This is a genomic window from Arthrobacter sp. C2 (genome assembly GCA_024207135.1).
Classification (GTDB): Bacteria; Actinomycetota; Actinomycetes; order Actinomycetales; family Micrococcaceae; genus Paeniglutamicibacter.
This window is the reverse complement of record CP042428.1, coordinates 521,248-545,039: the sequence shown is the minus strand read 5'-3', so window position 1 is coordinate 545,039 and position 23,792 is coordinate 521,248. Positions and strand designations below refer to the sequence as shown.

Below are 23,792 nucleotides of genomic sequence, written 5' to 3'. Positions count from 1 at the left end.
CCCCTAGTCACGGTCGGGTGAAAGTTCACTGGCGCCATACCCGGACGCATGAGGCGAGGCCGTTGCTACCTGGTGCGGCAACCGCCGCGCCAGGTAGCGGGCATCGCGTCCCGCACCACCGATGATCCCGGACGTCAGCCCGTACTGGAACGGGAGGCCCATGAACCCCAGCCCGGGGACCTGGGTGCTGATCCCCCGGTCGTGGAAGGGATAGCCTGCCTCGTCCACTTCCAGGCCATGGATCCAGGAGAAGTCGGGCCGGTACCCCGTCGCCCAGATGATCGTGGACGCCTCGATTGCCGCCCCGTCTTGCGCCACCATCACGCCGTCGCGCACGTCGGCGATCTTTCCGGCACGGATGACCCCGGCGGAGTCGACGTCGTCCGCGCTCAGCCCGATCAGCGGTGCACCGTGGGCGAGGACCTCCTTGGCGACCTTGCGTCCCGCCGGCGTGGAACGCGTCAGGATGCGGTGGACCAGCAGCCAGTACAGCGCCGGCGCGAAATGGATAAGGGCGTCGGGCACATGGGCGGTCGGCTTCCCGCACAGCGTGACCTGCCGGCTGGCGGCCAGCTCGCAGGCGATTTGGGCCCCCGAGGTGCCGAATCCGACCACGGCAACCGGGCCTTCGGGAAGCAGCTGCGGGTTTCGGTACTCGCTCGAATGCAACTGGGTCGTGCCGGCGGAAATCCGGTCGGCAAACGCCGGGATCTTCGGAGCCTGGTGGACGCCGGTGGCCACGACCACGCGGTCCGCGGTGAAGATCCCCTCGGTGGTGTGCACCGTGAATGCCCCGTCCGCACCAAGGTCCATGCCCGTGGCGGTGGTCGAGGAACGGACCGGCATGCCAAAGGCCTGCGCGTAGGACTCCAGGTAGTCGGCGACGGCACCGGCCATGGGAAGCTCTCCGCGCCTGGCCGGGAACCGGCGCCCCGGCAGCCCGTCGTGTGCCGCGGGGGTAAAAAGTTGCAGGGAATCCCAGCGCGATCGCCAACTGCTGCCCGGTGCCGGCCCGGAATCCAGCACGACGTGGTCCTCGCCTGATTTCCCCAGTTCGCGGGCCATGGACAACCCGCAGTGGCCGGCTCCCACGATGATCGTGCGGTGGTTGTTGGTCTGGCTTTGCATGGTGGACTCCTCGGTTCCGCGCGTAGCGACCCTACGTTCATTAGAATACTCTTCCAGTCAGTGGAGCGCTATTCTTTTGTCATGGATTCCACCCCGAGGACCAAGCCCAGCCGCCGGGCGCAGCAGAGCGCCGAGACCAGTGCGTTGATCATTTCCACGGCACGCAGCCTCTTCATGGAGCAGGGCTTCGTCCCCACCACCATCGAGAAGCTGGCGCGCGAATGCGGGGTGGCTGTCCAGACCATCTACAACTCGGTGGGCACCAAGACGCAGATCCTGTCCCGGATCATCGACCAGGCGGCCTCGGGCGAACGAGCGCCGGCATCCCCGCTCGAGTTCCTCGCCGCCGAGCTGGAGCGCACCGCCACGCCCGACGACGTTGCCACGGTCTTGTCGGCGTGGTTTGCCGAAGTCAACGGGCGCATGGCCCCGGTCTACAAGGTCCTTTCCGACGCCGCTGCAGTGGATCCCGCGGCGGCGACCCTGCAGCGGGCCCGCGATGCGCAGCGCTTTGAGCGCTACCTGGCTGTGCCCGGCCTGCTGCGGGACCGCGGGGGGCTGCAAGGCGGACAACAGGACGAGGATGTCGCGGCACTGATCTGGAACACCGGGCATCCCCATGCCTACCGTTTCTTGGTCGCCGAACGGGGCTGGCCGTCGGAGCGCTACGAACGCTGGTGCCATGCGGCGCTGGCCGACGCCTTTTCCTGAACGCGCAGCGAAGACCATTCCCGCGGACACAGCAAGGCGCCGCCCTTCCCCGAGGGAAAGGACGGCGCTGGGAGTCCGCTTCCGGGTGTGGCTAGACCTTCTTGACGACGGAGGACTTCAGGTGCATCGGCCCGAAACCGTCGACCTTGCACGAGATGTCGTGGCCGTCGATGGGGTCGACCAGGCGGATGTTGCGCACCTTGGTGCCGACCTTGATGGACTGGGCCTGGCCCTTGACCTTCAGGTCCTTGACCACGGAGACGGTGTCGCCATCCGCCAGCACGTTGCCAACCGAGTCCTTGATGACCGTTTCCTGCGGCTCCTCGACGGTTTCCGCCTCGGCGGTCCACTCGTGGGCGCACTCGGGGCAGACCAGCAGGGCGCCCATTTCGTAGGTGTAGGGGCTTGAACACTGCGGGCACGATGGCAAAACGTCACTCATGGCACCCATTCTAGGCGGCGGTGACAAATCGGCGGTGCGAAGCCCGCTTCCGGGGCACGTCCGCGACCCGGAAGCGGCACACCGGCTACCCGCCTTGGGTGCCGGTGGACGCTGCCGCACGGGGCACCCGCACGGCGAACACCCCGGCAATCCCGACTGCCAACGCCAGCACCGCGGGCAGCAGGGCGCCGGGGCCCCCGAGGGAGCCGAACACCACGCTTGCCCCGGCCGAGGCCATCTCCTGCAGGTTCCCGGCGAAGACCCGCGAGCCCGCAGCGTAGGAGAGCCCGTCCAGCAGCGCGGGCACCAGCCAGAGCAGCAGCAGGCTTACCGCCCACGCCACCGCCTGCCGTGCGGTTCCGACCCCGCACCAGGCCAGGGCCGCCGCCGCCAGGATCGCAGGCAGCCACCGCGCCACGGCCAGCACCGCGGGAACCACCGGGGCCGCGGCACCCGCACCCAGGACCATCGTTAGCGCGTACAGCCACAGCTCCACCGACAACGCCGCCAGGGTCAAGCCGACCAAGGCTCCGGGGCGCCCGGCGCGGGCCACCAGGAACAACGCCACCAGCCCCAGGACAACGCCCAACGCGATGACGACCAGCACGCCGACGAAGTAGATGTTCGCCGCCATCGTGGCGCCCAAGCCGTCCCTGACCACCGCGGCGGTCTGGATTGCCGCACAGGCGATGGTCGCGAAGGCGCCAATTGCCGCATAGGCGGAGGCCGTGCCCCGCGCCGCCGCGGGTGCTGCGCGGACCGCCAGTCCGGCGACCCCCAGGCCCAGGATGACCATGGACAGGATCTGCGCGAGGAAGTACTGGCTGAATGGCAGCAGCACCCTGGGCATGTCCTCGGGCAGGGTGTCGATGGCCCACAGGTTCTGCAGCGGGAGCCGCAGGCCCGTGGCCAGCCACGGCAGCAGGCCCACGCCGACCGCGCCGATCCCCACGAAGAAGTACCACCATGTCCGGTGGCTGCTGCCGGGCCGCGGCCGGGCATACGGATTCGGGGTTGGCGTCATGGCTTGCATTCTTCCATGGGCCGGCAGGTCAAGCCGTCGGCGGCCCGGTTCGCCCCGCGACCTCAGGCGCCAAGAAGCCGGCCAACGCCCACCGCGGCACAGGCCCACAGGACACTGACGAAGGTCCCGAGGATGAACTGCTCGGCGGCGGCGTGCTGCTTGAGTTCGGAGAACCTGCCAAGCCCCTTCACCGCCAGGACCACGGCCAGGCCCTCGGGCCAGGCGGCCCAGAGCGTCGCGGCAATCGCCGCGCGTTCCAGCAGCCCGATCCACATGCCCCCGCGCAGCGGGCTGGCATCCGGGTCGTGGTCTTCGCCGGCATGGTCCCGTGCACGCTTGAACGCCGCAAGACGGAAGACGGTCTCGGTGACGGGCCCGCCGCCAAGTGTTGCCGCGGCCACGCTGGCAACGATGACCAGCTCAGGGGGTATCTGCCCAGCCCCGGGGGCGTGGTTGCCCAGCGCGGCGAGGATTCCGGCGAGCGCCAGCGCCGCCACCAGCAGGGCGCTGGTCAACGACTGCTTCAGCGGCCAGCGGAAGCCCGATGCGGCGAAATACCGCGGGGCACCCAGGGCAAGTACCGCCAGGAGCAATACCCAGGCAATCCAGTTCATGTGCGTCGTCCGCCTTCCGCGTTCAGGGCATATTCGTGCAGGGCCGCACCTGCCGCGGCGGCCAGCCGGGTGGCTTCGTACCAAAGCCCGGAGGCCAGCCGTGCCGAGACCGCCTGCTGCGAGATGCCCAGCCTGGCCGCGACCTGCTGTTGGGTCAGGCCCCGGGAGACCAATATGCCAGCTTCGGCCGACGATTCGGTGCGACGCGCGTTGACCATCGCGACCAGTTGCAGTTCGGCCTCCAGGCGTTCGGCCCCGTTCCCGGGCCCGGACAGGGCTAGGGACCCGCTGGAGCCCTTGGCGCGTTCCACGGCGTCGCGGGCGTGTTCGAAGGCGGGTCCGCGGCCGGCGCGCGTCTGTTCGGGCATCGGGGTCTCCACGGCCCCGACGCCGATCCCCACGCTCCATTCCCCCGTGCGTGCCACGTCCAGGGCCAGGGCTACCGCGGTGGCACCGTCCCGGAGCAAGCCCTGGATCTCGTCGCCGGCGGTTCGCTCGAATCCGCGCACGGCTTCGTAGTCGGTGGCCAGCCGCTGCAGCAGGGCCTCGACCTTGTCCGGTCCCGACCGGGAGCGGCGCTGGTCTATGGTGATGACGATCATTCCACAAACGTACAGACTTGTACGACTTTTTACAAGCCCCAAGGTTTGTAAGTGGACCCACAAGGCGAACGGCGAGCGCGGCGCCGCCATCCCGGCGGCATCGCCGTTGCCCCGTCCCTCCGCGGGGCATAGCATCCAAGGTGTGAGGACAATTGCGATGGACCACGAGCGCTGCGCCGGGTTCCCCGCCGGCTGCCTGGAACATCCATGCCCCGCCACCTGATCGTCCACGGCGCAGGCTCCCGGCTGTCCTGCACCGTCTCACCCGGCACCGGTCCCGAGGTGCTCTTCCTCAACGGCGCATTTTCCACCGGTCAGGATTGGAAGCAGGTCCTGCGCGACCTGTCCCCCGACTGCCACACCGTGACCTTTGACGCCCGCGGACGTGGCCGCTCGCCAAGCCACGCGGACTATTCGTTTTCCGGGGCGCTGGACGACGTGGCCAGTGTGCTCGCCGCCGCCAAGCTGCAGCACCCCATCCTGGTCGGCTGGTCGCACGGGGCCACCCTGGCCCTGCGCTACGCCGCCACGCATCCGGGCGCGATTGCCGGGATCGTGCTCATTGACGGCGCCTTCCCCGTGCGGGTCTTCCACGAAAAGGCACAAAGACGCATCCGCAGGCAGTACCGGCTGCTCAAGGCGCCGATGGCCGTGCTGGGTTCCCTGGGGATCATGTCCAAGCTGGCGCACCACCGGGCCGCCGACCTGGTCGTGGAGCTCGACGAGATCGACGCGGGGCTGCTGCCCGATTACCACTCCCTGGACTGCCCGGCGCTGATCATCGCCGGCTCGGGGCCGCACCCGGGCTCCCCCGCGGCGGAAATGCGCACAATGCGCGCCGCGGCGGCACTGGCCTGCGGGGCCAACGCGCGGGTCCGGCTGTTCTCCACCGTTCCAGCCAACCACCTGCGGATCCTGTCCAGGCATCCCACCGTCATCACCTCCGCCATCCACGCCCTGGCCTCGCGCACCTAGCCACCGCGCCCTTGGCTGCGGACCACATCCGGGCGGTGCACGGACAACCCCTTGACTTGCCGGAATTTGCGGCGACACTTTAGTCAGGAGCACCCCGGAACCACCCCCCGGCAGGGAATGGGGACCACCAACGCCGGGCACACCACCGGTTTCCGGGACACACTCGCCTGTCTCGCACCCCCGGGTGCCTTGGGGCTCACGCCATCGGCCCGATGGTGCCGTTGCGGCACCCTCCGGCATGGCGAATCGGTGCCGCGAAACCGCGGCGCATCCCGATCCGACGCCGTCCGCCCGGCTGCCGGCAGCACCACCACGCAGGGGGCCGCCACCCGCGCACCCGCCTCCCCAGGAGAACCCACCCATGGCCACCAACGGCATCTACGCCTCCGCATTGCGCTCCGCGATCGACGGCGAGGTATTCGGTTCCACCGACCCCGGGTTCGAAGCCGCCTGCCTCGGATTCAACCTGGCCCACGAGTTCCGGCCGGATATCGCGGTGCTGCCTCGCTCAAGCAGGGACGTCGCCGCCGCGGTGCGCCATGCCGCCGACCACGGGCTGGCGGTCCACGTACAGGCCACCGGCCACGGGCTGGGCACCCAGGCCCACGGCGGGATGCTCATCAACACCGCGGGGCTGCAGGAACTGGACCTGGATCCGGAGACCCGGAGCGTGCGCGTCGGGGCCGGGGTGCGCTGGAGCAAGGTCATTGCCGCAGCCGCACCGCACGGGCTGGCCCCGCTGAACGGTTCCTCCCCGGACATCGGGGTCGTCGGCTACACCATGGGCGGTGGCATGGGGCCGATGGGGCGCACCTTCGGGTTTGCCGCGGACCACGTGACCGCGCTGCGGATGGTCACCGCCTCCGGCGACACGCTCGAGGTCGATGCCGTGCGGGAACCGGAACTTTTCTGGGCGCTGCGCGGCGGCAAGTGCTCCGTCGGCATCGTCACGCAGCTGCGGTTCGACCTGCACCCGGTCGCCGAGGTCTACGGGGGCGGCATCTTCTTTGCCGGGCAGCACGCTCCGGAGCTCTTTCACGCCTTCGGCCCGTGGGCACGGTCCCTGCCCGAGTCCACGACCGCCTCCATGGCCCTGCTGCGGCTGCCCGACGCCCCGGAGTTCCCCGAACCGCTGCGCGGCAAGACCACGGTGCACCTGCGCTATGTCCACGTGGGCGGCGACCAGCAGGGCGCGGCGTTGCTCGCCCCCATGCGCGGCACCGCCGGTGCGCTGGTCGACATGGTGGCGATGATGCCGTACTCCCTGATCGGGTCAGTCCACCAGGACCCCACCGACCCGATGCCCGCCTGGGACGCCTCGCTGCTGCTGGGCTCCCTGGATGCCGGCGCGATCGACGCCCTGCTGGAAACCGCCGGGCCCCAACTCCGGATCCCGCTCATCCTGGCCGAGCTGCGCCACCTGGGCGGCGCCTTCGCCCGCCAGCCCGAGCACCCCAACGCCGTGGGCAGGCGCGATGCCGCCTTCGCGGTGAATGTGGTCGGCCCCTACGCCCCGCCGCTGCGCGAAGCGGTGGCGGCCAGCGGCCTGGCGGTGCTGGGGGCCATGGAACCGTGGTCCCACGGAGGACCCTCGATCAATTTCCGCGGCTTCTCCTGGGCCCCGCAGGATGTGCGCAAGGCTTGGGAACCCGGGCACGTCGAGCGCCTGCGCCGGGTCAAGGCCGGCTGGGACCCTGATTCGAGGTTCCGCTTCGGCTACCAGCTGGACTGAGCTCCGGGCCCCGGACCCAGGTCCCCCGCGGCGTTCCCGTCAGGCCCACGGGCGCAGCCATTGGCTTGCTGCGTCCCGAACTTCAGCAGCGACGGTGGCTTCTCCCCGGCGCGTGCGCGCTTGGATGCACCGCTTCGTGGCATACGTGGGGCGACGGGCGACGGAACCGGCAACAGCGCACCCGCCCGCCACTTCCACGGGGGACTATTTGCCCTATTGGTGTCCCCCACCCGGGCGTACGTTGGTGCCCAGCACGGCAGCACGCGTTCCCACCCCGAGGAGGCACATCATGTCAGGGGGAATTTTCCGCACGAAGACCATCGAGCAGACGATGGCCGAAACCGAGGAACCCGAACACAAGCTCAAGAAAAACCTGGGCGCACTGGATTTGATCGTCTTCGGCGTCGGGGTGAGCATCGGCGCCGGCATCTTCGTGCTCACGGGCCAGGCCGCGGCGTCCAACGCCGGGCCCGCCATCTCGATCTCCTTCCTGATCGCCGGGCTCGGCTGCGGGCTGGCAGCCCTGTGCTATGCGGAACTGGCCTCCAGCGTTCCGGCCGCCGGCAGCGCCTATACCTACACGTACGCGACCATGGGCGAACTTCTGGCCTGGATCATCGGCTGGGACCTGATCCTGGAATTCACCGTCGGGTCCGCCGCCCTGGCCACCTCCTTCAGCCAGTACCTGGGCGTGGTCCTGTCCGGCACCCCCTTCGCCATCCCCGAGGCGATCGCCACCGCGGAAAACGGCGTGCTGAACCTGCCCGCGGGACTGCTTGTCGTCGGCCTGGCCATCGTGCTGATCTCCGGGGTGAAGCTCTCCAGCCGCATCAACCAGGTCGTTACGGCCATCAAGATCCTCGTCGTGCTCGCGGTGATCATCGCCGGGGCGTTCTTCATCAACCTGGCCAACTGGTCCCCCTTCATCCCGCCGGCCGAATCCCCTGCGGCCTCCCGCGGCGGCGCACTGCACCTGCCGCTGGTGCAGAGCATCTTCGGGCTCGATCCCAGCGTCTTTGGCATCGGCGGGGTCTTCGCCGCCGCCGCCATGGTGTTCTTCGCCTTCATCGGCTTCGACGTCGTGGCAACCACGGCCGAGGAGACCCGCAACCCGCAACGCAACATGCCCATCGGCATCTTCGGCTCCCTGGCCATCGTCACTGTGCTCTACATGGCGGTGTCCCTGGTGATCACCGGCATGCAAAGCTACAAGGACATCGACCCCGACGACGGGGCACCGCTGGCCACCGCCTTCGTGAACGCCGGGCTGCCGGTGATGGGCGACCTGATCGCGATCGGCGCCTGCATCGGGCTGGTGGTGGTGTGCATGATCCTGTTCCTGGGCCAGACCCGCGTGGGCTTCGCCATGGCCCGCGACGGACTCTTCCCGGTGGCGCTGGCCAAGACCCACCCGCGCTTCGGCACCCCCTACCGGTTCACGATCCTTGCCGCCATCCCGATCGCCGTCCTGGCCACCTTCGTGCCGCTGTCCACGCTCGCGGAACTGGTCAACATCGGCACCCTGGCCGCGTTCGTGCTGGTGTCCATCGGGGTCATGGTGCTGCGCCGCACCCGCCCGGATTTGCCGCGCGCCTTCAAGGTGCCGTGGGTGCCGGTGATCCCGATCGCCTCGGTCCTCGTCTGCTTCTACCTGATGCTGAACCTGGCCCTGGAAACCTGGATCCGCTTCGTGATCTGGCTGGCCATCGGCTTCATCGTCTATTTCGCCTACTCGCGGAAGCACAGCCGGCTGAACCAACCAACCTCCGTTCCTTAAGCTTCTTCACCGGGGCACCGGGGGGCTCTCGCCGTCTCAGGAAGGCATCACGATGATGACCTTGCCCTTCGCGCGCCTGGATTCAAGGCGTTCGAAGGCGCTGGCAAAATCGTCCAAGGGGTAGGTGCTGTCGATGCCGAGCTTCAGCTTCCCCGCATCGACCAATCCGCACAGCAGCGCCAGCCCGCCGGCATCGGGCTCCATGAAGAAGAAATCATACGTGGCACCGGCCGCGGCGGCCGCCTTCCTGGCCTTGCGGCTCATGGCTGCGGCGACCGGGCGCACCAGCGCCCGGCGCAGGCCCGAGACCTCCTCCGGGATCCCCTCGGGAGTCAGCGGACCGGTGATGGACACGACCTTCCCTCCGGCCCGCACGCGGGTAAACACGTCGAGGTCCGTTTCAAGGCCAACCAGGTCCAGCACCTTGTCGAACTGCCCCGCGTAATCGGAAACCTTGGACTCGCGGTAGTTGATCACGCGATCCGCACCGGCCTGCTCGACGACCTGGCGCCCCTGCGGGGATGCGGTGGTGGTCACGTGTGCCCCGGCCAGCTTGGCCAGCTGGATCGCCAGCAGGCCCACTCCCCCTGCGCCGCCGGTGACCAGCAGCCGTTCCCCGGATTGCAGGTCCAGGTGCTTGGGGCCCAGCGCCTGCTGCGCGGTAAGGCCCGCCAGCGGCAGCGCCGCGGCATTGACCAGGGCAACGGACTTCGGCGCGCGGGCCACCAGGGCTTCGTCGATGGCCAGGTACTGGGCCAGGGCACCCAACGCAGTCTTGCCCACGCGTGAGACCACCCTGTCCCCCACCGCAAAGCGGGAGACCCCGGGACCCAGCGCGGTGACGACCCCGCTGAGTTCGTTCCCGGCGATCTTCGGGAACTTGTAGGGATGAAGCATCTTCAGGGTTCCGGCCCGCTGCATCGCGTCGACCGGGTTCAGGCCCACCGCGGCGACCTTGATGAGAACCTGGTTGGCGGCGGGCCGCGGTTCGGGCAGTTCCAGGACCGTCGTGGCGTCCGGGCCGCCGTACCTGGTGTAGGCAATGGCTTTCATGTTTTCCTCCGTCGCACCAAGGATCACTACGCTTCACGGCGAACACTTCAGGCGATCATCCGGCGGGGCAGGTGCACCTAGAATCTACACGCCCACACCGGGCAGGCCACCGTGAGCCCACTCTCAGTAACCGGCGACCCTCGGCCCCGGGAACCGGTACGGAAGTCCGCCACGTCCCGATTCCGGAGTTCGTTCTTCCGGGCTGCGGGCGGCCGAACCGGTTGCCCGCGGAGGCAACGCACGGCGGCGGTTGGCACGATTGGATGCCGGCACGCCGGCTCCCGTGGCCGACCGGTTCGACGGCAACACCGCTTCGCGGTTGAGCCCGTGTGGCGTCCGCCCCGCCGCCAAGCGGCACCAGGGATCGCCAGCAGGATTGCAGAACGCGTCTGCGGCCCCGGCCGCATCGGGACACAAAAAAGGCCTCCGACCTGAGCCGGAGACCTTTTTATTCTTGCTATCTGGTGGAGGTAAGGGGATTCGAACCCCTGACCTTCTGCATGCCATGCAGACGCGCTACCAACTGCGCCATACCCCCAGATGAGAGCCGCCCTTGCGGGCAACTCAACCATCATAGGCCACACAAAACGCGTGGCGCAAATCGAGGGACCCTAGAGCGAATCGGGGAGCGTTTCGATGTGCGACATGTCGGTGGCGGGCTCGCCGGTGGTCGGCAGCTCGATGAGCGGGCAGTCGCCCCACAGGCGCTCCAGGGCGTAGAAGACGCGGTCCTCGTTGTGCTGGACGTGGATGACCACATCCGCGTAGTCGAGCAGGACCCAGCGGCCCGCGCCACGGCCTTCGCGGCGTACCGGGCGGATGTCGAACTCCTCGGCCAGCTTGTCCTCGACCTCGTCGACGATCGCGTTGACCTGGCGCTCGGAGGAAGCCGAGGCGATCAGGAAGGCGTCGGTGACACCGAGGCGCTCGGAAACGTCAAGGGCGATCAGGTTTTCGGCCTGCTTCTCGGCGGCGGCCAGTGCCGCGGCCTTGACCAGGTTGATGGAATGTTCGTGGGCGCTCATAGGGGGTTCTCCTTGAGGGAATTGTGGCGTCGCAAAAGCGCGCTAGTTGGAGTTCAGGAACATGATGAGGCCGGCCACCAGGGCCGCGCCTCCAACGGACAAGGCCGCGATGACCATCAAGTACATGTTGTTGGCACGGCGCATTCCGGCGGTCTGCACGTCCAACGGCTCGAGTCCCTGGGCGCGCACTGCACGCACGGGAGGACGAGACGTCGAGGGCCCAACATCTTCGGCGCGGGGAGCCCTGGATTCGGGTGCCGCCACCGCCTTGCCGGCGGCCGGGGCCGCGGGGGCCTTGGCCGGTGCTGCTGCGGCAGCTTGTTTCGCGGCGGGTGGCTTGGAGCCGCCAGCCGATGCCTGGGCCGGAGTAGCAGCCTTTGGCTTGTGCGCAGGTGTGACCGCCGGGGCTTTCGCTGCCGGGGTCGTCGACTGGGGCGCCCGGGGCGCCGAAGCCGGAGTCTTGGTGGCCGGGGCCGCGGTGGTTTGCGGTTCCTCGACGATGGTGCCTTGGTCGGTCATGGCGATGTTGTAGCCACGTGTCCGCGGACCGGAGATGCCGGTGTTGACCAGCTTCTTCTCGATGTCCTCTTCGACCAGGTGGTTCATGGCCCCGGTGAAGGGGTCCGAGCGGCGGGCACCGGCCCGCTGGGTGTTTTCCTCCTGCATGCGCAGGCGCTCGGCGGCGCGGCGGGAAATGATCGCGGCACGCGCGGCAAGCTCGCGCTGCTGGGCCAGGACCTCCAGGTCCACGTTGGCCAGGTCTTCCTCGGGCGCGATGAGCAGCGGTTCGCTTGGGGCCGCCCCGCCGGAGCGCTGGCGCAACGCCAGGGCTTCCTCGACGCTCATCTGCGGCGAGGGGGTTTCGGGATCGGCTGGCGGCTGGGCCGCTGCAGGCTTGGCCGGGGCCGGTTTGCCGGGTGCGGGCTTGGCCGGAGCGGGCTTGGCCGGTGCCGGCGTGGCCTTGGGTGCGGGTGCGGACTGTGCGGCGCCCGCGTCCTTCGCGGCGCCCAGGGCCTGCAGGCGCATCTGCTTGCGCGTCAGCGGTGCCGGGTCTTCGGCGGGGGCAGGGTCCTTGGGTGAAAGTTCGGAGACTTCCTGTTCCAGGCGGCGGCGGGTGCGCAGGGCCTCGCGGTCGCGGGCACGCTGCAGGGAGGTGCGCTCGGTGCGTTCCGGCATAGCGTCAACCGCACCGGTGGCGGCGCGACGGCTGCGCGCAGGTTCCGCCGGTTCCAACACGGGATTGGCCGCGGGCTTGGCGGCCACGGGCTCCCGGACGGGCGTGGCGGCAGGAGGTGCAGCAGGCGGCCTGGCGGCAGGCTTCTCGACCGGCTTCCCTGCCGGCTTGGCAACGGCGGGCTTTTCGGCCTGCTTGGCGGCAGGCTTCTCGACTATTCCGGGAGCGGGTTGCGCCGTCGGAACGGCGGCCTTGGGCACGGGAACCTCCGCCGCCGGCTTGGCTGCCGTCGGCTTCGCTGCGGCGGGCTTGGCCGCATCGGGCTTCGGTGCGGGGGGCACGGGCTTTTGGCCCGCCGCCGCCTCGCGGGCAAGCTGGGCTTCGGCCTCGGCACGTCGCTGCTCCCGCAGGGCTCGCCTGCTGAGCGCGGGCCCGGTCTCGTCGCTCATCTTGTCCATTCCCGGCCGTCTCTATTCCTGGCCGTTGCTTACTGCGTTGTTCTTGTCGTTGTACAGCTTGTACTTGGCGATGTACTGCACCACGCCGTCTGGCACCAGGTACCAGACAGGATGCGCGGTCCGCACCCGTTCACGGCAATCCGTGGAGGAAATCGCCATCGCCGGGACCTCCATCAACGACACGTCGTTGCGGTCCAGCACCGGCAACTCGTGGCCGGGCCTGGTGACCCCCACGAAATGCGCCAGCTGCCACAGCTCCTCGGCGTTCTTCCACCCCATGATCTGCGCCATGGCGTCAGCGCCGGTGATGAAGAACAGCTCCGCCTCCGGACGCTGTGCGCGCAGGTCCCGCAGGGTGTCGATGGTGTAGGTGGGGCCGGGTCGGTCGATGTCCACCCGGCTCACCGTGAAGCGGGGGTTTGCCGCCGTGGCGATCACCGTCATCAGGTAGCGGTGCTCGGCCGGGGCCACGTCGCGGTCCGACTTCTGCCACGGTTCCCCGGTGGGCACGAACACGACTTCGTCAAGGTCGAAGACCGAGGCGACTTCGCTGGCTGCCACGAGGTGCCCGTGGTGGATCGGATCGAAGGTGCCGCCCATGACGCCGAGGCGAAATGGGCGGTCCGTACGTTCGGCCTCGAGACGGCTAGTGATGGCCGTGCTTGTTGGTGTGCGTACGGTGGGTGTCCTCGGGTTCCGGCTTGACCTGGTGGCGGTTGCCCACGTTGGAGTAGGACATGGTGATCAGCAGCATCAGCATGAACAGCAGGAAGATTCCGCCGCCGACAAGCAGCGCCTGGGTCTGGGTGGTCATTCCACCGGTGGACTCGGAAGCCAGGATCGCCGCGTTCAGGGACTGGGTAAACATGTTTCTCCAGGTTGCTATGTGTGCCGGACCCGCGTAGGCGCGCACGGCACGTTGTTGTAACTATTTTGTCTCGTTAGCCTCTATCGTACCCACCTTGGCACGCGGCTACGAACGAACATGCCCATCGCCTTGCACAATCCACTTGGTCGTGGTCAGCTCGCGCAGGCCCATGGGACCGCGGGCGTGCATCTTCTGCGTCGAAATGCCGACCTCGGCACCCAGTCCCAGCTGCCCGCCATCGGTGAACCGGGTGGAGGCGTTGACGATCACCGCGGCCGAGTCGACCTCGGCGATGAAGCGCTCGGCATGGGCAAGGTTGTTGGTCAGGATCGCCTCGGTGTGACCGGTGCTGTGCGCACGGATGTGCTTGATCGCACCATCCAGGTCATCAACCACGGCCACGGCCAGGTCCAGGTCCATGTATTCGGTGTCCCAGTCCTCCTCGACGGCGTCGATGGTCGGGATTCCACCGGCCAGCGCCTTGGCGCGGGCATCGACGTGCAGGCGCACCCCGGCCTTGGCCAGCGCGGCAAGCACCTCGGGGGCCGCGGCGGCCTTTGCGTTGAGAAGCAGGGTCTCGACGGTGTTGCACACCGAGGGGCGCTGGGTCTTGGCATTGAGCAGGATCGGGGCGGCCATGGCGGCATCGGCTGACTCGTCGAGGTAGATGTGCACGTTGCCCTCACCGGTCTCGATGACCGGGACGCTGGCGGTGGTGACCACGCGCTGGATCAGCTCGCGCCCGCCGCGCGGGATCAGCACGTCGATCTTGCCGCGTGCGCCCATCATCGCGTCGGCGCCGTCGCGGCCCCAGGGATCGACCGAGGCCACGGCGTCGGCGGGCAGCCCCACCGTTTCCAGGGCGTCGCGGATCAGGGCCAGCAGCGCCTCGTTGGAGTGCGCGGCGGCGCTTCCCCCGCGCAGCAGCACGGCGTTTCCGCTCTTCAGCGCCAGCCCGGCGATGTCGACGGTGACGTTGGGGCGGGCCTCGTAGATGGCGCCGATGACGCCCATGGGCACGTGCACCTGGCGCAGCCGCAGGCCGTTGGGCAGGGTCTGGCCGCGCAGCACGGTGCCCACCGGGTCCGGCAGCCCGGCCAGTTCCTCCAGGGCGGCGATCAGCGCGTCGACGCGCGCGTCGTTCAGCCGCAGCCGGTCCAGCAGCGCCTCGGTGGTGCCGTTGGCGCGCCCGGCCTCGATGTCCTTGGCGTTGGCCTTGATCACGGCCTTGCGGTTGGAATCCAGCGAGGCTGCGATGGCCAGCAGCGCCCGGTCCTTCCAGTTGCGGTCCGCCCGGGCCAGCACGCGCGAGGCGGCGCGGGCGCGGTCGGCCAGCCTGGCCACGGCGAGGGTGGCGGCCTCGGGCCCGCCGGAGTCCTGGGCGGCATCGGTCAGGGTCAAGGCTGCATCAATGTTCTGGCTCATAATCCCTTATTCTACGGTGGATGCGCCGAAGCCCGCCCCCATGTTAAGCACGGGGACGGGCTTCGGTAGCGGCTGCGCTGCTAGACCACGACTAGGTCGTCGACGTGAACCACGGCGCGTTCGTAGGAGCTGCCCAGGTCCTCGCCGAGCTCGTGCGTGGAGCGCCCGAGCATCTTCGGCAGTTCCGCCGACGAGAAGTTGACCAGGCCGCGGGCAATGACCAGTCCGGAGCCGTCGGTGATCTCCACCGCGTCCCCGGCCTCGAAGGAGCCGTTGATCCCGGTGATCCCGGCCGGCAGCAGCGAGGCGACCCCGGAGGCCACGGCGCGCACCGCGCCCGGGTCCAGCAGCAGCCGGCCCTGGGTGGTGGCCAGGTGCGCCAACCACAGCATCCGGGTGGAACGCCGCCCGCCGCGGGCGGAGAACCAGGTTCCCACGTCGTGCCCGGCCAGCGCCGCGGCGGCGTTGGCGGTGGAGGTGACCAGGGTCGGGATGCCCGATTCGGCGCTCATGGTGGCGGCCTCGACCTTGGTGGCCATGCCCCCGGTGCCCAGTCCCGCGGATCCGGTGGACCCGATGCGCAACGCCTCAAGGTCCTCCGCGCGCTCGATCGACGGCACGCGCACTCCCCCGGCGTTCGGCGGGGCGTCGTAGACCGCGTCGATGTCCGAGAGCAGCAGCAGCGCGTCGGCCTTGACCAGGTGCGCCACCAGGGCCGCGAGCCGGTCGTTGTCCCCGAAGCGGATCTCGTGGGTGGCCACGGTGTCGTTTTCGTTCACGATCGGCACCACGCCCAGGGCCAGCAACCGGTTCAATGCGCGGAACGCGTTGGCGTATTGCTGGCGGCGGATCAGGTCGTCGGCGGTCAGCAGGACCTGGCCGACCGTGATCCCGTGGGCGGAAAACGCCTGGGTGTACTTTGCCATCAGCAGGCCCTGCCCCACCGAGGCCGCAGCCTGCTGCGTGGCCAGGTCGCGCGGCCGGCGCCCCAGGTCAAGGGGCGCCAGGCCGGCGGCGATGGCACCGGAGGAAACCAGGATCAGCTCGGTCCCGGCGGTGTTGACCGCCGCGAGGCGGTCCACCAGCGAGCTGAGGGCCTCCTCGGAGATGCCTCCGGCCAGCGTGGTCAGGGACGAGGAACCGACCTTGACCACGATGCGCGAGGCGCGGGGCAGGTCCTGGCGTTGAGTGATGCCCGAGGGCTGGTGTGTGGCGCGCACGGTTTCTCGGTTACTCCCCGGACTTGGGTAGCTGGTGCTTGTAGTTGACCGACTCCGTCCAGATTCCGGCCTTGCGCTCGGCTTCCAGGTCTTCGCGGGCGGCGGCCTTGGCGCCCTTGCGCGCCTCGTGCACCGCCTTCTTCTCGTCGCGCGAGGGGCGTGCACCGTACTCTGCCAGGCGCTCGTCCTGTCCACGGCGCGAGCCCAGAAGCTCGGCGCCTGCGGCCATGGTCGGCTCCCAGTCGAAGACCACGGCGTCGACCTCGGAGCCGATGACCACCGCATCCCCGGGCTTGGCACCGAGCTTGTACAGCTGGTTTTCGACGCCCAGCTTGGCCAGGCGGTCGGCCAGGTAGCCCACGGCCTCGTCGTTGCGGAAGTCGGTCTGCATGATCCAGCGCTCGGGCTTTTCGCCGATGACGCGGTAGAGCGGCTCGAGGTTGCGCTCTTCCTTGCGGATGACGAACCCTGCCCGGCTGGCCTTGGTGCCGCGCGGACGCAGCACCTCGACGGGAACCGGCAGCGGTGCGGCCTCGATCTTGGCGCGTGCCTCGGTGACCAGTTCGGCCATCGCGAAGGACAACTCGCGCAGGCCCTCGCGGGTCATCGCGGAGACCTCGAAGACGCGGTAGCCGCGCTTCTCCAGTTCAGGGCGCACGAATCCGGCCATGTCGCGTCCGTCGGGCATGTCGACCTTGTTCAGGGCGATCAGACGCGGGCGTTCGTTCAACGGGATGATCTGGCCGTCGGCGCCGGCGAACGAGGAGTCGACCTCGTAGGCGTCGAGTTCGGCCTGGATGATGTCCAGGTCGGAGACCGGGTCGCGGTCCGCTTCCAGTGCGCCGCAGTCAAGCACGTGCACCAGGGCGGCGCAGCGCTCGACGTGGCGCAGGAACTCCAGGCCCAGGCCGCGGCCCTCGGAGGCCCCGGGGATCAGGCCCGGGACGTCGGCCACGGTGTAGCGGGTCTCTCCGGCCTGGACGACTCCGAGGTTCGGGACCAGCGTGGTGAAGGGGTAGTCGGCGATCTTGGGGCGCGCGGCGGACAGCGCGGCGATCAGCGAGGACTTTCCGGCCGAGGGGTAGCCCACCAGGGCGACGTCGGCGACGGACTTGAGTTCCAGGACGACCTCGGCGGAGGCGCCGGGGGTGCCCAGCAGCGCGAATCCGGGGGCCTTGCGGCGCTGGCTGGACAGGCCTGCGTTGCCCAAGCCGCCCAGGCCGCCGGCGGCAATGATGTATTCGGTTCCGTCGCCGATCAGGTCGGCCAGGATCTCGCCGTCACGGGTCTTGACCACGGTGCCCTCGGGCACCGGAAGGATGAGGGTCTCGCCGTTCTTGCCGGGGCGCAGGTCTCCCTTGCCGCCCTCGCCGTTTCCGGCGTGGCGGTGCGGCGAGTGGTGGTAGGACAGCAGCGTGGTGGTCTGGGCGTCGACTCGCAGGATCACGTCTCCGCCGTTGCCGCCGCTTCCGCCGTCGGGCCCGCCCAGGGGCTTGAACTTTTCGCGTTTGATGGAGACACAGCCGTGCCCACCGGTACCACCGGAGACATGGAGGACCACTCGGTCGATGAAGGCTGCCACGGTTGAAAGCTCCTAGCAAAAAAGGGTGGCGTTCCGCGCGCTGCTCCCGGGGGCGGGAGGCGGCAAAACACAGGGGTTTTGGAAAAACACATAGAGGGTGAGCCGTGCGGCCCACCCTCTACAGTGTAATGAATGCGGTTACGCGCTTAGTTAGCCAGCGGTAACGATGTTCACGACTTTACGGCCGCGGCGAGTGCCGAATTCGACAGCTCCGGCTTCCAGTGCGAACAGGGTGTCGTCCTTGCCGATTCCCACGCCGGCGCCCGGGTGGAAGCGGGTGCCGCGCTGGCGAACGATGATTTCACCGGCGGAAACAACCTGACCACCGAAGCGCTTGACGCCCAGGTACTGGGGGTTGGAGTCGCGACCGTTGCGAGTGGAACTCGCGCCCTTCTTACTTGCCATTGAATGTGCCTACCTTCAGGTAATGAGAATTCTTGGAAACAACCGCAATTAAGCGATCGAGGTGACCTTGACCTTGGTCAACGAAGCGCGGAAACCCTGGCGCTTCTTGTAACCGGTCTTGTTCTTGTACTTCTGAATGACAATCTTCTGGCCGCGAAGATTCTCAACGACCTCAGCGGTCACCGTAACCTTGGCCAGCTCGTCGGCAGCCGAAGTTACCTTCTCGCCGTCAACCAGCAACAGGGCCGGCAGTTCAATGGAGGCGCCGGGGGCAGCCTTCAGGCGGTCAAGGGTAACGAGGTCTCCAACAGAAACCTTTTCCTGGCGGCCGCCAGCGCGGACAATTGCGTACACCACGTGGGTACTCACTTCTACTCGACGTTCAATATGTCTTGCTGCGCATCACTACCCCAAAACGAGCCTGGGGATTGCGCTGTGCTGGCACGCCGAGCGGAAGAATCCGATAGCTGGCGTTCGCACCGAGGATCTAGACTACGCTAAAAAGCGCTGCGGGGGCAAATACAGCCTGACCCCGCGAGTCGTCAAGACCCCTACTCTTTCAACTCGTTGACCGGTACCCCGACACCCAGCATAATCGGCGCATTCGCGGCGTTTAGCGGCTTTTCGGCCTTGGTTTGGTCAGCGAGCGAAGCAACATGGGATGTACCCGATGCCGCAAGCGTGTCCGATGCCACAGAAACTGCGGCGTCGGATCCACCCTGCGGGCTCGTGGCACGGCGGCTGCGCTTGACGCGCGCCACCGGCTCGAGGCCCGAAGTCTTTTTGGTTGCCGCTGCCGCAGGCTCCGCCACGGGGGCGTCGTCCGAGGCCTGGCCGGCAACACCGGAGATGACCGGTGCAGCAGCTGCTGCAGGCGCCTCGGCGGCCGGATCGGCGGTTGCCGGTTCGGTTGCCTTGGCGCGGGCCTTGCGGCGGGTCCGGGTGCGGGCCGGGCGTGCATTGCCCGACTCGTCCTCGTCCGCTGCGTCGGAGGCCTCGGCCGGCTCGGCGGCCGGGGAGTGGTCCGGAAGCGCTGCTTCCAGGTTCTCCAGCGTCAGCGACGGGGCGGCTGCGGCGGCGGAGCCGGCACGGCGGTTGCGTCGTGCGGCGGGAACCGTCACGGACTCCCCCGCCACGGTCAGCGTGGCGCCCTCGTCCGAGGACTCGGCTTCCTCGTGCTCGTGCGCTGCGTGTGCCGCGGCGGCGATGTTGGCAAAGGCCGTGCGTGCGGCGTCGGCCTTGGCGGCGTCCTCCGGCTCCTTGGCCTCTACCGGGGTCGCGGCGGTTGCCTGCTCGGTGTGGGGCTCGTCCGAGCCGCGGTTGCGGCGTCGGCGCTCGGCACGCGAGGGCTTCTCGGCGGCGCGGTTGCTCGAGCCGTGCGGCTCGCCGGCCGAGTTGAAGGAACGGCGGTGCTCAACGGGCTCGTCGTGGGTGATCACGCCGCGGCCGTTGCAGGCCTCGCAGTTCTCGCCGAAGACTTCCAGCAAACCGGTGCCCATGCGCTTGCGCGTCATCTGCACCAGTCCAAGGCTGGTGACCTCGGCAACCTGGTGCTTGGTGCGGTCGCGGCCCAGGCACTCGACCAAGCGGCGGAGCACCAGGTCGCGGTTGGACTCGAGCACCATGTCGATGAAGTCGATGACGATGATGCCGCCGATGTCACGCAGGCGCAGCTGGCGCACGACCTCTTCGGCCGCCTCCAGGTTGTTCTTGGTGACGGTTTCCTCGAGGTTGCCGCCCGAACCGGTGTACTTGCCGGTGTTCACGTCGACCACGGTCATGGCCTCGGTGCGGTCGATGACCAGCGAGCCGCCCGAAGGCAGGAAGACCTTGCGGTCCAGGGCCTTGTGGATCTGCTCGTCGAGGCGGTAGTGGCCGAAGATGTCCTCGTCGGACTCCCACTTTTCCAGGCGCGAGACCAGGTCCGGGGCCACGTAGGTCACGTAGGCCTCGATGGTGTCCCAGGCCTCGTCGCCGGAGACGATCAGCTTGGTGAAGTCCTCGTTGAAGACGTCGCGGACCACCTTGATGGTCAAATCCGGCTCGCCGTAGAGCAGTTCCGGTGCCAGCGTCTTGGTGGACGTCGAGGCGGCCTCGATGCCTTCCCACTGGGCGCGCAGGCGGTTGATGTCGTTCATCAACTCTTCCTCGGAGGCGCCCTCGGCGGCGGTGCGCACGATGACGCCCGCGTTCTCCGGCAGGTGGTCCTTGAGGATCTTCTTCAGGCGGTTGCGCTCCACGTCCGGGAGCTTGCGCGAGATGCCCGTCATCGAGCCGCCCGGCACGTACACCAGGTAGCGGCCCGGCAGGGAGATCTGGCTGGTCAGGCGGGCGCCCTTGTGGCCGACCGGGTCCTTGGTGACCTGTACCAGCACGGTGTCCCCGGATTTCAAGGCGTGCTCGATGCGGCGCGGCTGGCCGTCCAGGCCCGCGACGTCCCAGTTGACCTCGCCGGCGTAGAGCACGGCGTTGCGTCCGCGTCCGATGTCGACGAAGGCTGCCTCCATCGACGGGAGCACGTTCTGCACCTTGCCGACGTAGACGTTGCCGATCAGGGAGTCCTGCTGGGTCTTGGAGACGAAGTGCTCGGCCAGGATGCCGTCCTCGAGGACGCCGATCTGGATGCGGTCCTCGCGCTGGCGCACGATCATCTGGCGGTCGACGGATTCGCGGCGGGCCAGGAACTCGGCCTCGGTGATGACCTGGCGGCGGCGGCCGGATTCGCGTGAATCGCGGCGGCGCTGGCGCTTGGCTTCCAGGCGGGTGGAACCGCGCACGGCGGTGACCTTGTTGGAAACGACGGGTTCCAGGGTGGCGCGCGGGGCGCGGACCCGGGTGATGGTGTTCGGCGGGTCGTTCTCCGAGCCGCCGGTCAGCTCGAGGTCGGCCTCGCCGCGGCGGCGGCGACGGCGTCGGCGGGAGACGACGCCCGACTCGTCCCCGTGCTCGTCGTCGGAATCGTGGCGGGAGCGGCGGCCGTTGCCGGCGTGGCCCTCGTCCTCGTCCTCGTCTTCGTCGCCGGCAGCCTCTGCGGCGGCCGGGAGGGTCGGTGCCTGGAAGATCAGCGAGAGTGCGGATTCGGGGATGGCGAACGGGTCGGTGACGGCGACCGGCTCGAGTTCGGCGGTTGCCTCCTCGGCCGCGTCGACTTCGCCCTCCGGGGCTTCGGCTGCGGACCGGGCCGGGGCGTCCTGGGATTCGGTGTCCTGGGTGGCGCGGGTGCCGCGTCCGCCGCGGGCCGGGCGGCGCCGTGCGGTCTTGGCTGGCTCGGCATCCTGCGCCGGTTCCTCGGTGGCTTCGGCTGCGGGCTCGATGGCGGCAGGTGCCTCGACCGCTTCGACGGAGGCTGCTTCTTCCGTGCCGGTGGCAGGGGAGGTGGCCTTGCGGCTGCGTCCGCGGGCCGGGCGCTTGGCGGCGGCCTTGGGCGCCGCTGCTTCCTCGGCGGCGGCTTCGGCCTTTTCGAGCATGGGTTCGGTCTTGGCCTCGGCGGCGGCCTGCGCCGCGGGGGCCTCGATGACGGTGTCCGGCTCGACGGCCGTGGTGCCCGGGGAGGTGACCCCGGAGGTGGCGCGGCGCGGGCCGCGGCGGGCCGGGGCCTTCACCGTTTCGGCGGCAGGCGCCTGGGCCGGTGCCTGGCCGGTGGCCGCCGCAACGACCGATTCAACGGTCGCGTCGCTGCCCTGGCGGGCCGGGGCGTTGCGGGGGGCCGAACCACGGCGGGCGGTGGCGGCGCGCGGTGAAACGTTCGCGCGCACCTTCCTGGTCGGTGCGGCTGCTGCGTCGTTGAGCTCTGCCAGGGTCATGGCCCGGCGCGGTGGCGGCGGCGAGGGTTCGTTGAAGTTTCCGCGCGGTGGGCGGGTGGTGCGGGTGCGGCCCTTGGGGCCCTGGCCCATCGCTGCCTTTGATTCGTCGCGATTCAGTGCCATGTTAAAAGAGTGCTCCTCGGCGGGTCGAACGCTCCCACAGATAGCTGCTCGCCCCTGGTTGGTTCGCTGGACCGGGCCTTGTGGCCGCGTGTCCCAGCGGAAGTCCTTTGATATGCCCGGCCCGGGTGCGCCTACCAACTATGGGGGCGCGGCATCCGTGCAAGACCAACGGCGCTTTTCCAAGCAAGCCGCTTTACGTTGCGGCGACCATATCGCGGTATTCGCTGAAGACCTTCGTATAGGCGGTCTCTTGGCAGCAGATGCATCGCAATCGGGCTTGAAAGCCTGTCGTTGGGTTGAAAGCAGACTGTGGATCCACGAACAACCACTGCAATTGTCTCATACCGACACGCCGAAGGATGCCGCCGACCCGAACATCGGCGACACACGGCGCCCCGCGGCATTGCCCCGCCGGTTGTCCCACGCGCGGCGCGGGGCATGGGCGCGGGCGGCGGCGGCCACTAGACTTCAAGCGGGGCCAGCAACAAATCCCGGCCCGGCATGGCACGTGTGCCGGATGCCGGTGGCCGCGCCGGGGCAAGAACCACCAGCCACAAGGGAGCACCCGATGAGCAAGTCCGACACCGCAGCGCCGCCAAGCAACGAGCAGCAGCTGCCCCGCCTGGCCCAGGCACGGGGCTTCGGCCTGTTCCTGGTGCTCACCGGCGCGGTGGCCTGGATCGCCTCGGGCATCCTGGTGCTCGAGCGCATCGCCCTGTACAAGAATCCCGACTACGTCACCTCCTGCGACTTCAATCCCTGGGTCTCCTGCGGCACCGTCATGAAATCCTCCCAGGCCGCGCTGCTGGGCTTCCCCAACCCGTTCCTGGGCATCGTCGGCTTCGGCATCGTGATCACCATCGGCATGGCGCTGCTGGCCGGGGCGCGCTTTGCCCGCTGGTACTGGGTCGGCGTCCAGGTCGGGGTGTCCCTGGCGATGGTGTTCATCATCTGGCTCTGGTCCCAGGCGCTGTACGAGATCAACGCCCTGTGCCTGTACTGCATGATCGTCTGGGCGATGATGATCCCGATGTTCCTCTACACCACCGCCCGCAACATCGCCCACGGGGTGATCCCGGCATCGGTTCCGGTGCGCAAGGCCGTTGCCGAGTGGACCTGGGTCGCGGTCATCGTTCTGCTGGTGCTCACCGCGGCCAGCGTCGTGCTGCGCTTCCCCGGTGCCTTCTTTGGCGCCTGAGCCCGTGCCGGCGTCCGCGGCCACCGCGCCTGCCCGCCGCTCCCCCGCGGCGGCGGCACGCTCCCGCCGCCTGGGCGCCGCCGCCTGCGTGCTGCCGGCCATTGCCCTGGGCCTGGGCGCCAGGTTCCTCGGTTCGGGGCTGGAGGCGGATTTGGCCGGCGGGGTCGTCTACGCGGTGCTGATCTATGTGCTGGCGACCTTCCTGCGCCCGCGCGCCGGGCACGTGGCCAACGCGCTGGCGGCCCTGGTGTTCTGCGTGCTCATCGAGCTGCTGCAGCTCACCGACATCCCGGCGGACCTCGCCGCACTTTTCCCTCCGGTGCGGCTGGTGCTGGGCACCACCTTCGTTCCGCTGGACCTGCTCGCCTACGGCCTCGGGACCGCGCTGGCCCTTGGCATCGACCTGGTGGCCGGAGGCCTGCTGCGCGCCCGCGGCGCCAAGGCCTGAACGGG

At 69.0% G+C, this 23,792-nt stretch carries 22 protein-coding genes and 1 tRNA gene; 6 read left to right on the top strand and 17 right to left on the bottom strand.

Going from position 1 to position 23,792, the window contains the following annotated elements:
- Positions 1 to 3: 3 nt before the first annotated feature.
- Entirely contained in the window at positions 4 to 1,128 is a 1,125-nt protein-coding gene (locus FPY90_RS02510; protein ID WP_498683631.1) for a flavin-containing monooxygenase, read from the bottom strand.
- Positions 1,129 to 1,209: 81 nt separating this feature from the next.
- On the opposite strand from FPY90_RS02510, the gene FPY90_RS02505 reads away from it, so the two are divergent.
- Complete coding sequence (locus FPY90_RS02505; protein ID WP_071216463.1) at positions 1,210 to 1,839, top strand: TetR/AcrR family transcriptional regulator; 630 nt, start codon at positions 1,210 to 1,212, stop codon at positions 1,837 to 1,839.
- A gap of 91 nt (positions 1,840 to 1,930) precedes the next feature.
- On the opposite strand, the gene FPY90_RS02500 is transcribed toward FPY90_RS02505, so the two are convergent.
- The 4 genes from FPY90_RS02500 to FPY90_RS02485 form a co-directional block, all read right to left on the bottom strand.
- Positions 1,931 to 2,281, bottom strand: a complete 351-nt coding sequence (locus tag FPY90_RS02500; protein ID WP_209908211.1) for a zinc ribbon domain-containing protein YjdM — start codon at positions 2,279 to 2,281, stop codon at positions 1,931 to 1,933.
- 85 nt (positions 2,282 to 2,366) lie between these two features.
- Positions 2,367 to 3,305 carry a hypothetical protein gene (locus FPY90_RS02495; protein WP_071216461.1) on the bottom strand — a complete coding sequence of 313 codons (939 nt, stop codon included), beginning with the start codon at positions 3,303 to 3,305 and terminating at the stop codon, positions 2,367 to 2,369.
- 62 nt (positions 3,306 to 3,367) lie between these two features.
- Complete coding sequence (locus FPY90_RS02490) at positions 3,368 to 3,919, bottom strand: hypothetical protein (protein WP_071216460.1); 552 nt, start codon at positions 3,917 to 3,919, stop codon at positions 3,368 to 3,370.
- Positions 3,916 to 4,521 carry a helix-turn-helix domain-containing protein gene (locus FPY90_RS02485; protein ID WP_071216459.1) on the bottom strand — a complete coding sequence of 202 codons (606 nt, stop codon included), beginning with the start codon at positions 4,519 to 4,521 and terminating at the stop codon, positions 3,916 to 3,918. The genes FPY90_RS02490 and FPY90_RS02485 overlap by 4 nt, the downstream gene beginning before the upstream one ends.
- A gap of 207 nt (positions 4,522 to 4,728) precedes the next feature.
- On the opposite strand from FPY90_RS02485, the gene FPY90_RS02480 reads away from it, so the two are divergent.
- The 3 genes from FPY90_RS02480 (at position 4,729) to FPY90_RS02470 (ending at position 9,005) form a co-directional block, all read left to right on the top strand.
- On the top strand, positions 4,729 to 5,496 hold the full coding sequence (locus FPY90_RS02480; RefSeq protein WP_071216458.1) for an alpha/beta fold hydrolase: 768 nt from the start codon (positions 4,729 to 4,731) through the stop codon (positions 5,494 to 5,496).
- 361 nt (positions 5,497 to 5,857) lie between these two features.
- Positions 5,858 to 7,228, top strand: coding sequence for an FAD-binding oxidoreductase (locus FPY90_RS02475; protein WP_071216457.1), 1,371 nt, complete (start codon positions 5,858 to 5,860; stop codon positions 7,226 to 7,228).
- A 289-nt stretch (positions 7,229 to 7,517) separates the two neighbouring features.
- Entirely contained in the window at positions 7,518 to 9,005 is a 1,488-nt protein-coding gene (locus FPY90_RS02470; RefSeq protein WP_071216456.1) for an amino acid permease, read from the top strand.
- A gap of 36 nt (positions 9,006 to 9,041) precedes the next feature.
- Here FPY90_RS02470 and FPY90_RS02465 read toward each other — a convergent pair whose 3' ends face one another.
- The 12 genes from FPY90_RS02465 to FPY90_RS02410 all read right to left on the bottom strand — a co-directional run bounded on the left by FPY90_RS02465 (position 9,042) and on the right by FPY90_RS02410 (position 22,141).
- Positions 9,042 to 10,058: an NADP-dependent oxidoreductase gene (locus FPY90_RS02465; RefSeq protein ID WP_071216455.1), complete on the bottom strand. Its 1,017-nt coding sequence runs from the start codon at positions 10,056 to 10,058 to the stop codon at positions 9,042 to 9,044.
- Between the two features lie 462 nt (positions 10,059 to 10,520).
- Positions 10,521 to 10,596: transfer RNA gene (locus FPY90_RS02460), tRNA-Ala, on the bottom strand.
- Positions 10,597 to 10,669: 73 nt separating this feature from the next.
- Entirely contained in the window at positions 10,670 to 11,083 is a 414-nt protein-coding gene (gene rsfS, locus FPY90_RS02455; protein ID WP_071216454.1) for a ribosome silencing factor, read from the bottom strand.
- A 42-nt stretch (positions 11,084 to 11,125) separates the two neighbouring features.
- Positions 11,126 to 12,706 (bottom strand): hypothetical protein, encoded by a 1,581-nt coding sequence (locus FPY90_RS02450; RefSeq protein ID WP_498683628.1) that lies wholly within the window; start codon positions 12,704 to 12,706, stop codon positions 11,126 to 11,128.
- Between the two features lie 21 nt (positions 12,707 to 12,727).
- Positions 12,728 to 13,315 (bottom strand): nicotinate-nucleotide adenylyltransferase, encoded by a 588-nt coding sequence (gene nadD / locus FPY90_RS02445; protein WP_071216452.1) that lies wholly within the window; start codon positions 13,313 to 13,315, stop codon positions 12,728 to 12,730.
- Positions 13,316 to 13,361: 46 nt separating this feature from the next.
- Positions 13,362 to 13,583 (bottom strand): hypothetical protein, encoded by a 222-nt coding sequence (locus FPY90_RS02440; protein ID WP_071216451.1) that lies wholly within the window; start codon positions 13,581 to 13,583, stop codon positions 13,362 to 13,364.
- A 105-nt stretch (positions 13,584 to 13,688) separates the two neighbouring features.
- A complete protein-coding gene (locus FPY90_RS02435; RefSeq protein ID WP_071216450.1) occupies positions 13,689 to 15,008 on the bottom strand; it encodes a glutamate-5-semialdehyde dehydrogenase in 1,320 nt (439 codons plus the stop codon).
- A gap of 80 nt (positions 15,009 to 15,088) precedes the next feature.
- Complete coding sequence (proB, locus tag FPY90_RS02430) at positions 15,089 to 16,228, bottom strand: glutamate 5-kinase (RefSeq protein ID WP_071216449.1); 1,140 nt, start codon at positions 16,226 to 16,228, stop codon at positions 15,089 to 15,091.
- Positions 16,229 to 16,238: 10 nt separating this feature from the next.
- Positions 16,239 to 17,810 (bottom strand): GTPase ObgE, encoded by a 1,572-nt coding sequence (obgE, locus tag FPY90_RS02425; protein ID WP_498683625.1) that lies wholly within the window; start codon positions 17,808 to 17,810, stop codon positions 16,239 to 16,241.
- Between the two features lie 150 nt (positions 17,811 to 17,960).
- Positions 17,961 to 18,215 (bottom strand): 50S ribosomal protein L27, encoded by a 255-nt coding sequence (gene rpmA, locus FPY90_RS02420; protein ID WP_071216447.1) that lies wholly within the window; start codon positions 18,213 to 18,215, stop codon positions 17,961 to 17,963.
- 48 nt (positions 18,216 to 18,263) lie between these two features.
- Positions 18,264 to 18,572 carry a 50S ribosomal protein L21 gene (rplU, locus tag FPY90_RS02415; protein ID WP_007272816.1) on the bottom strand — a complete coding sequence of 103 codons (309 nt, stop codon included), beginning with the start codon at positions 18,570 to 18,572 and terminating at the stop codon, positions 18,264 to 18,266.
- A 194-nt stretch (positions 18,573 to 18,766) separates the two neighbouring features.
- Complete coding sequence (locus tag FPY90_RS02410; protein ID WP_498683624.1) at positions 18,767 to 22,141, bottom strand: Rne/Rng family ribonuclease; 3,375 nt, start codon at positions 22,139 to 22,141, stop codon at positions 18,767 to 18,769.
- Between the two features lie 568 nt (positions 22,142 to 22,709).
- Here FPY90_RS02410 and FPY90_RS02405 point away from each other — a divergent pair.
- Both FPY90_RS02405 and FPY90_RS02400 read left to right on the top strand, forming a co-directional pair.
- Positions 22,710 to 23,339 (top strand): vitamin K epoxide reductase family protein, encoded by a 630-nt coding sequence (locus FPY90_RS02405; protein ID WP_071216445.1) that lies wholly within the window; start codon positions 22,710 to 22,712, stop codon positions 23,337 to 23,339.
- 4 nt (positions 23,340 to 23,343) lie between these two features.
- Positions 23,344 to 23,787, top strand: a complete 444-nt coding sequence (locus FPY90_RS02400) for a ribosomal maturation YjgA family protein (protein ID WP_071216444.1) — start codon at positions 23,344 to 23,346, stop codon at positions 23,785 to 23,787.
- Positions 23,788 to 23,792: the final 5 nt, after the last annotated feature.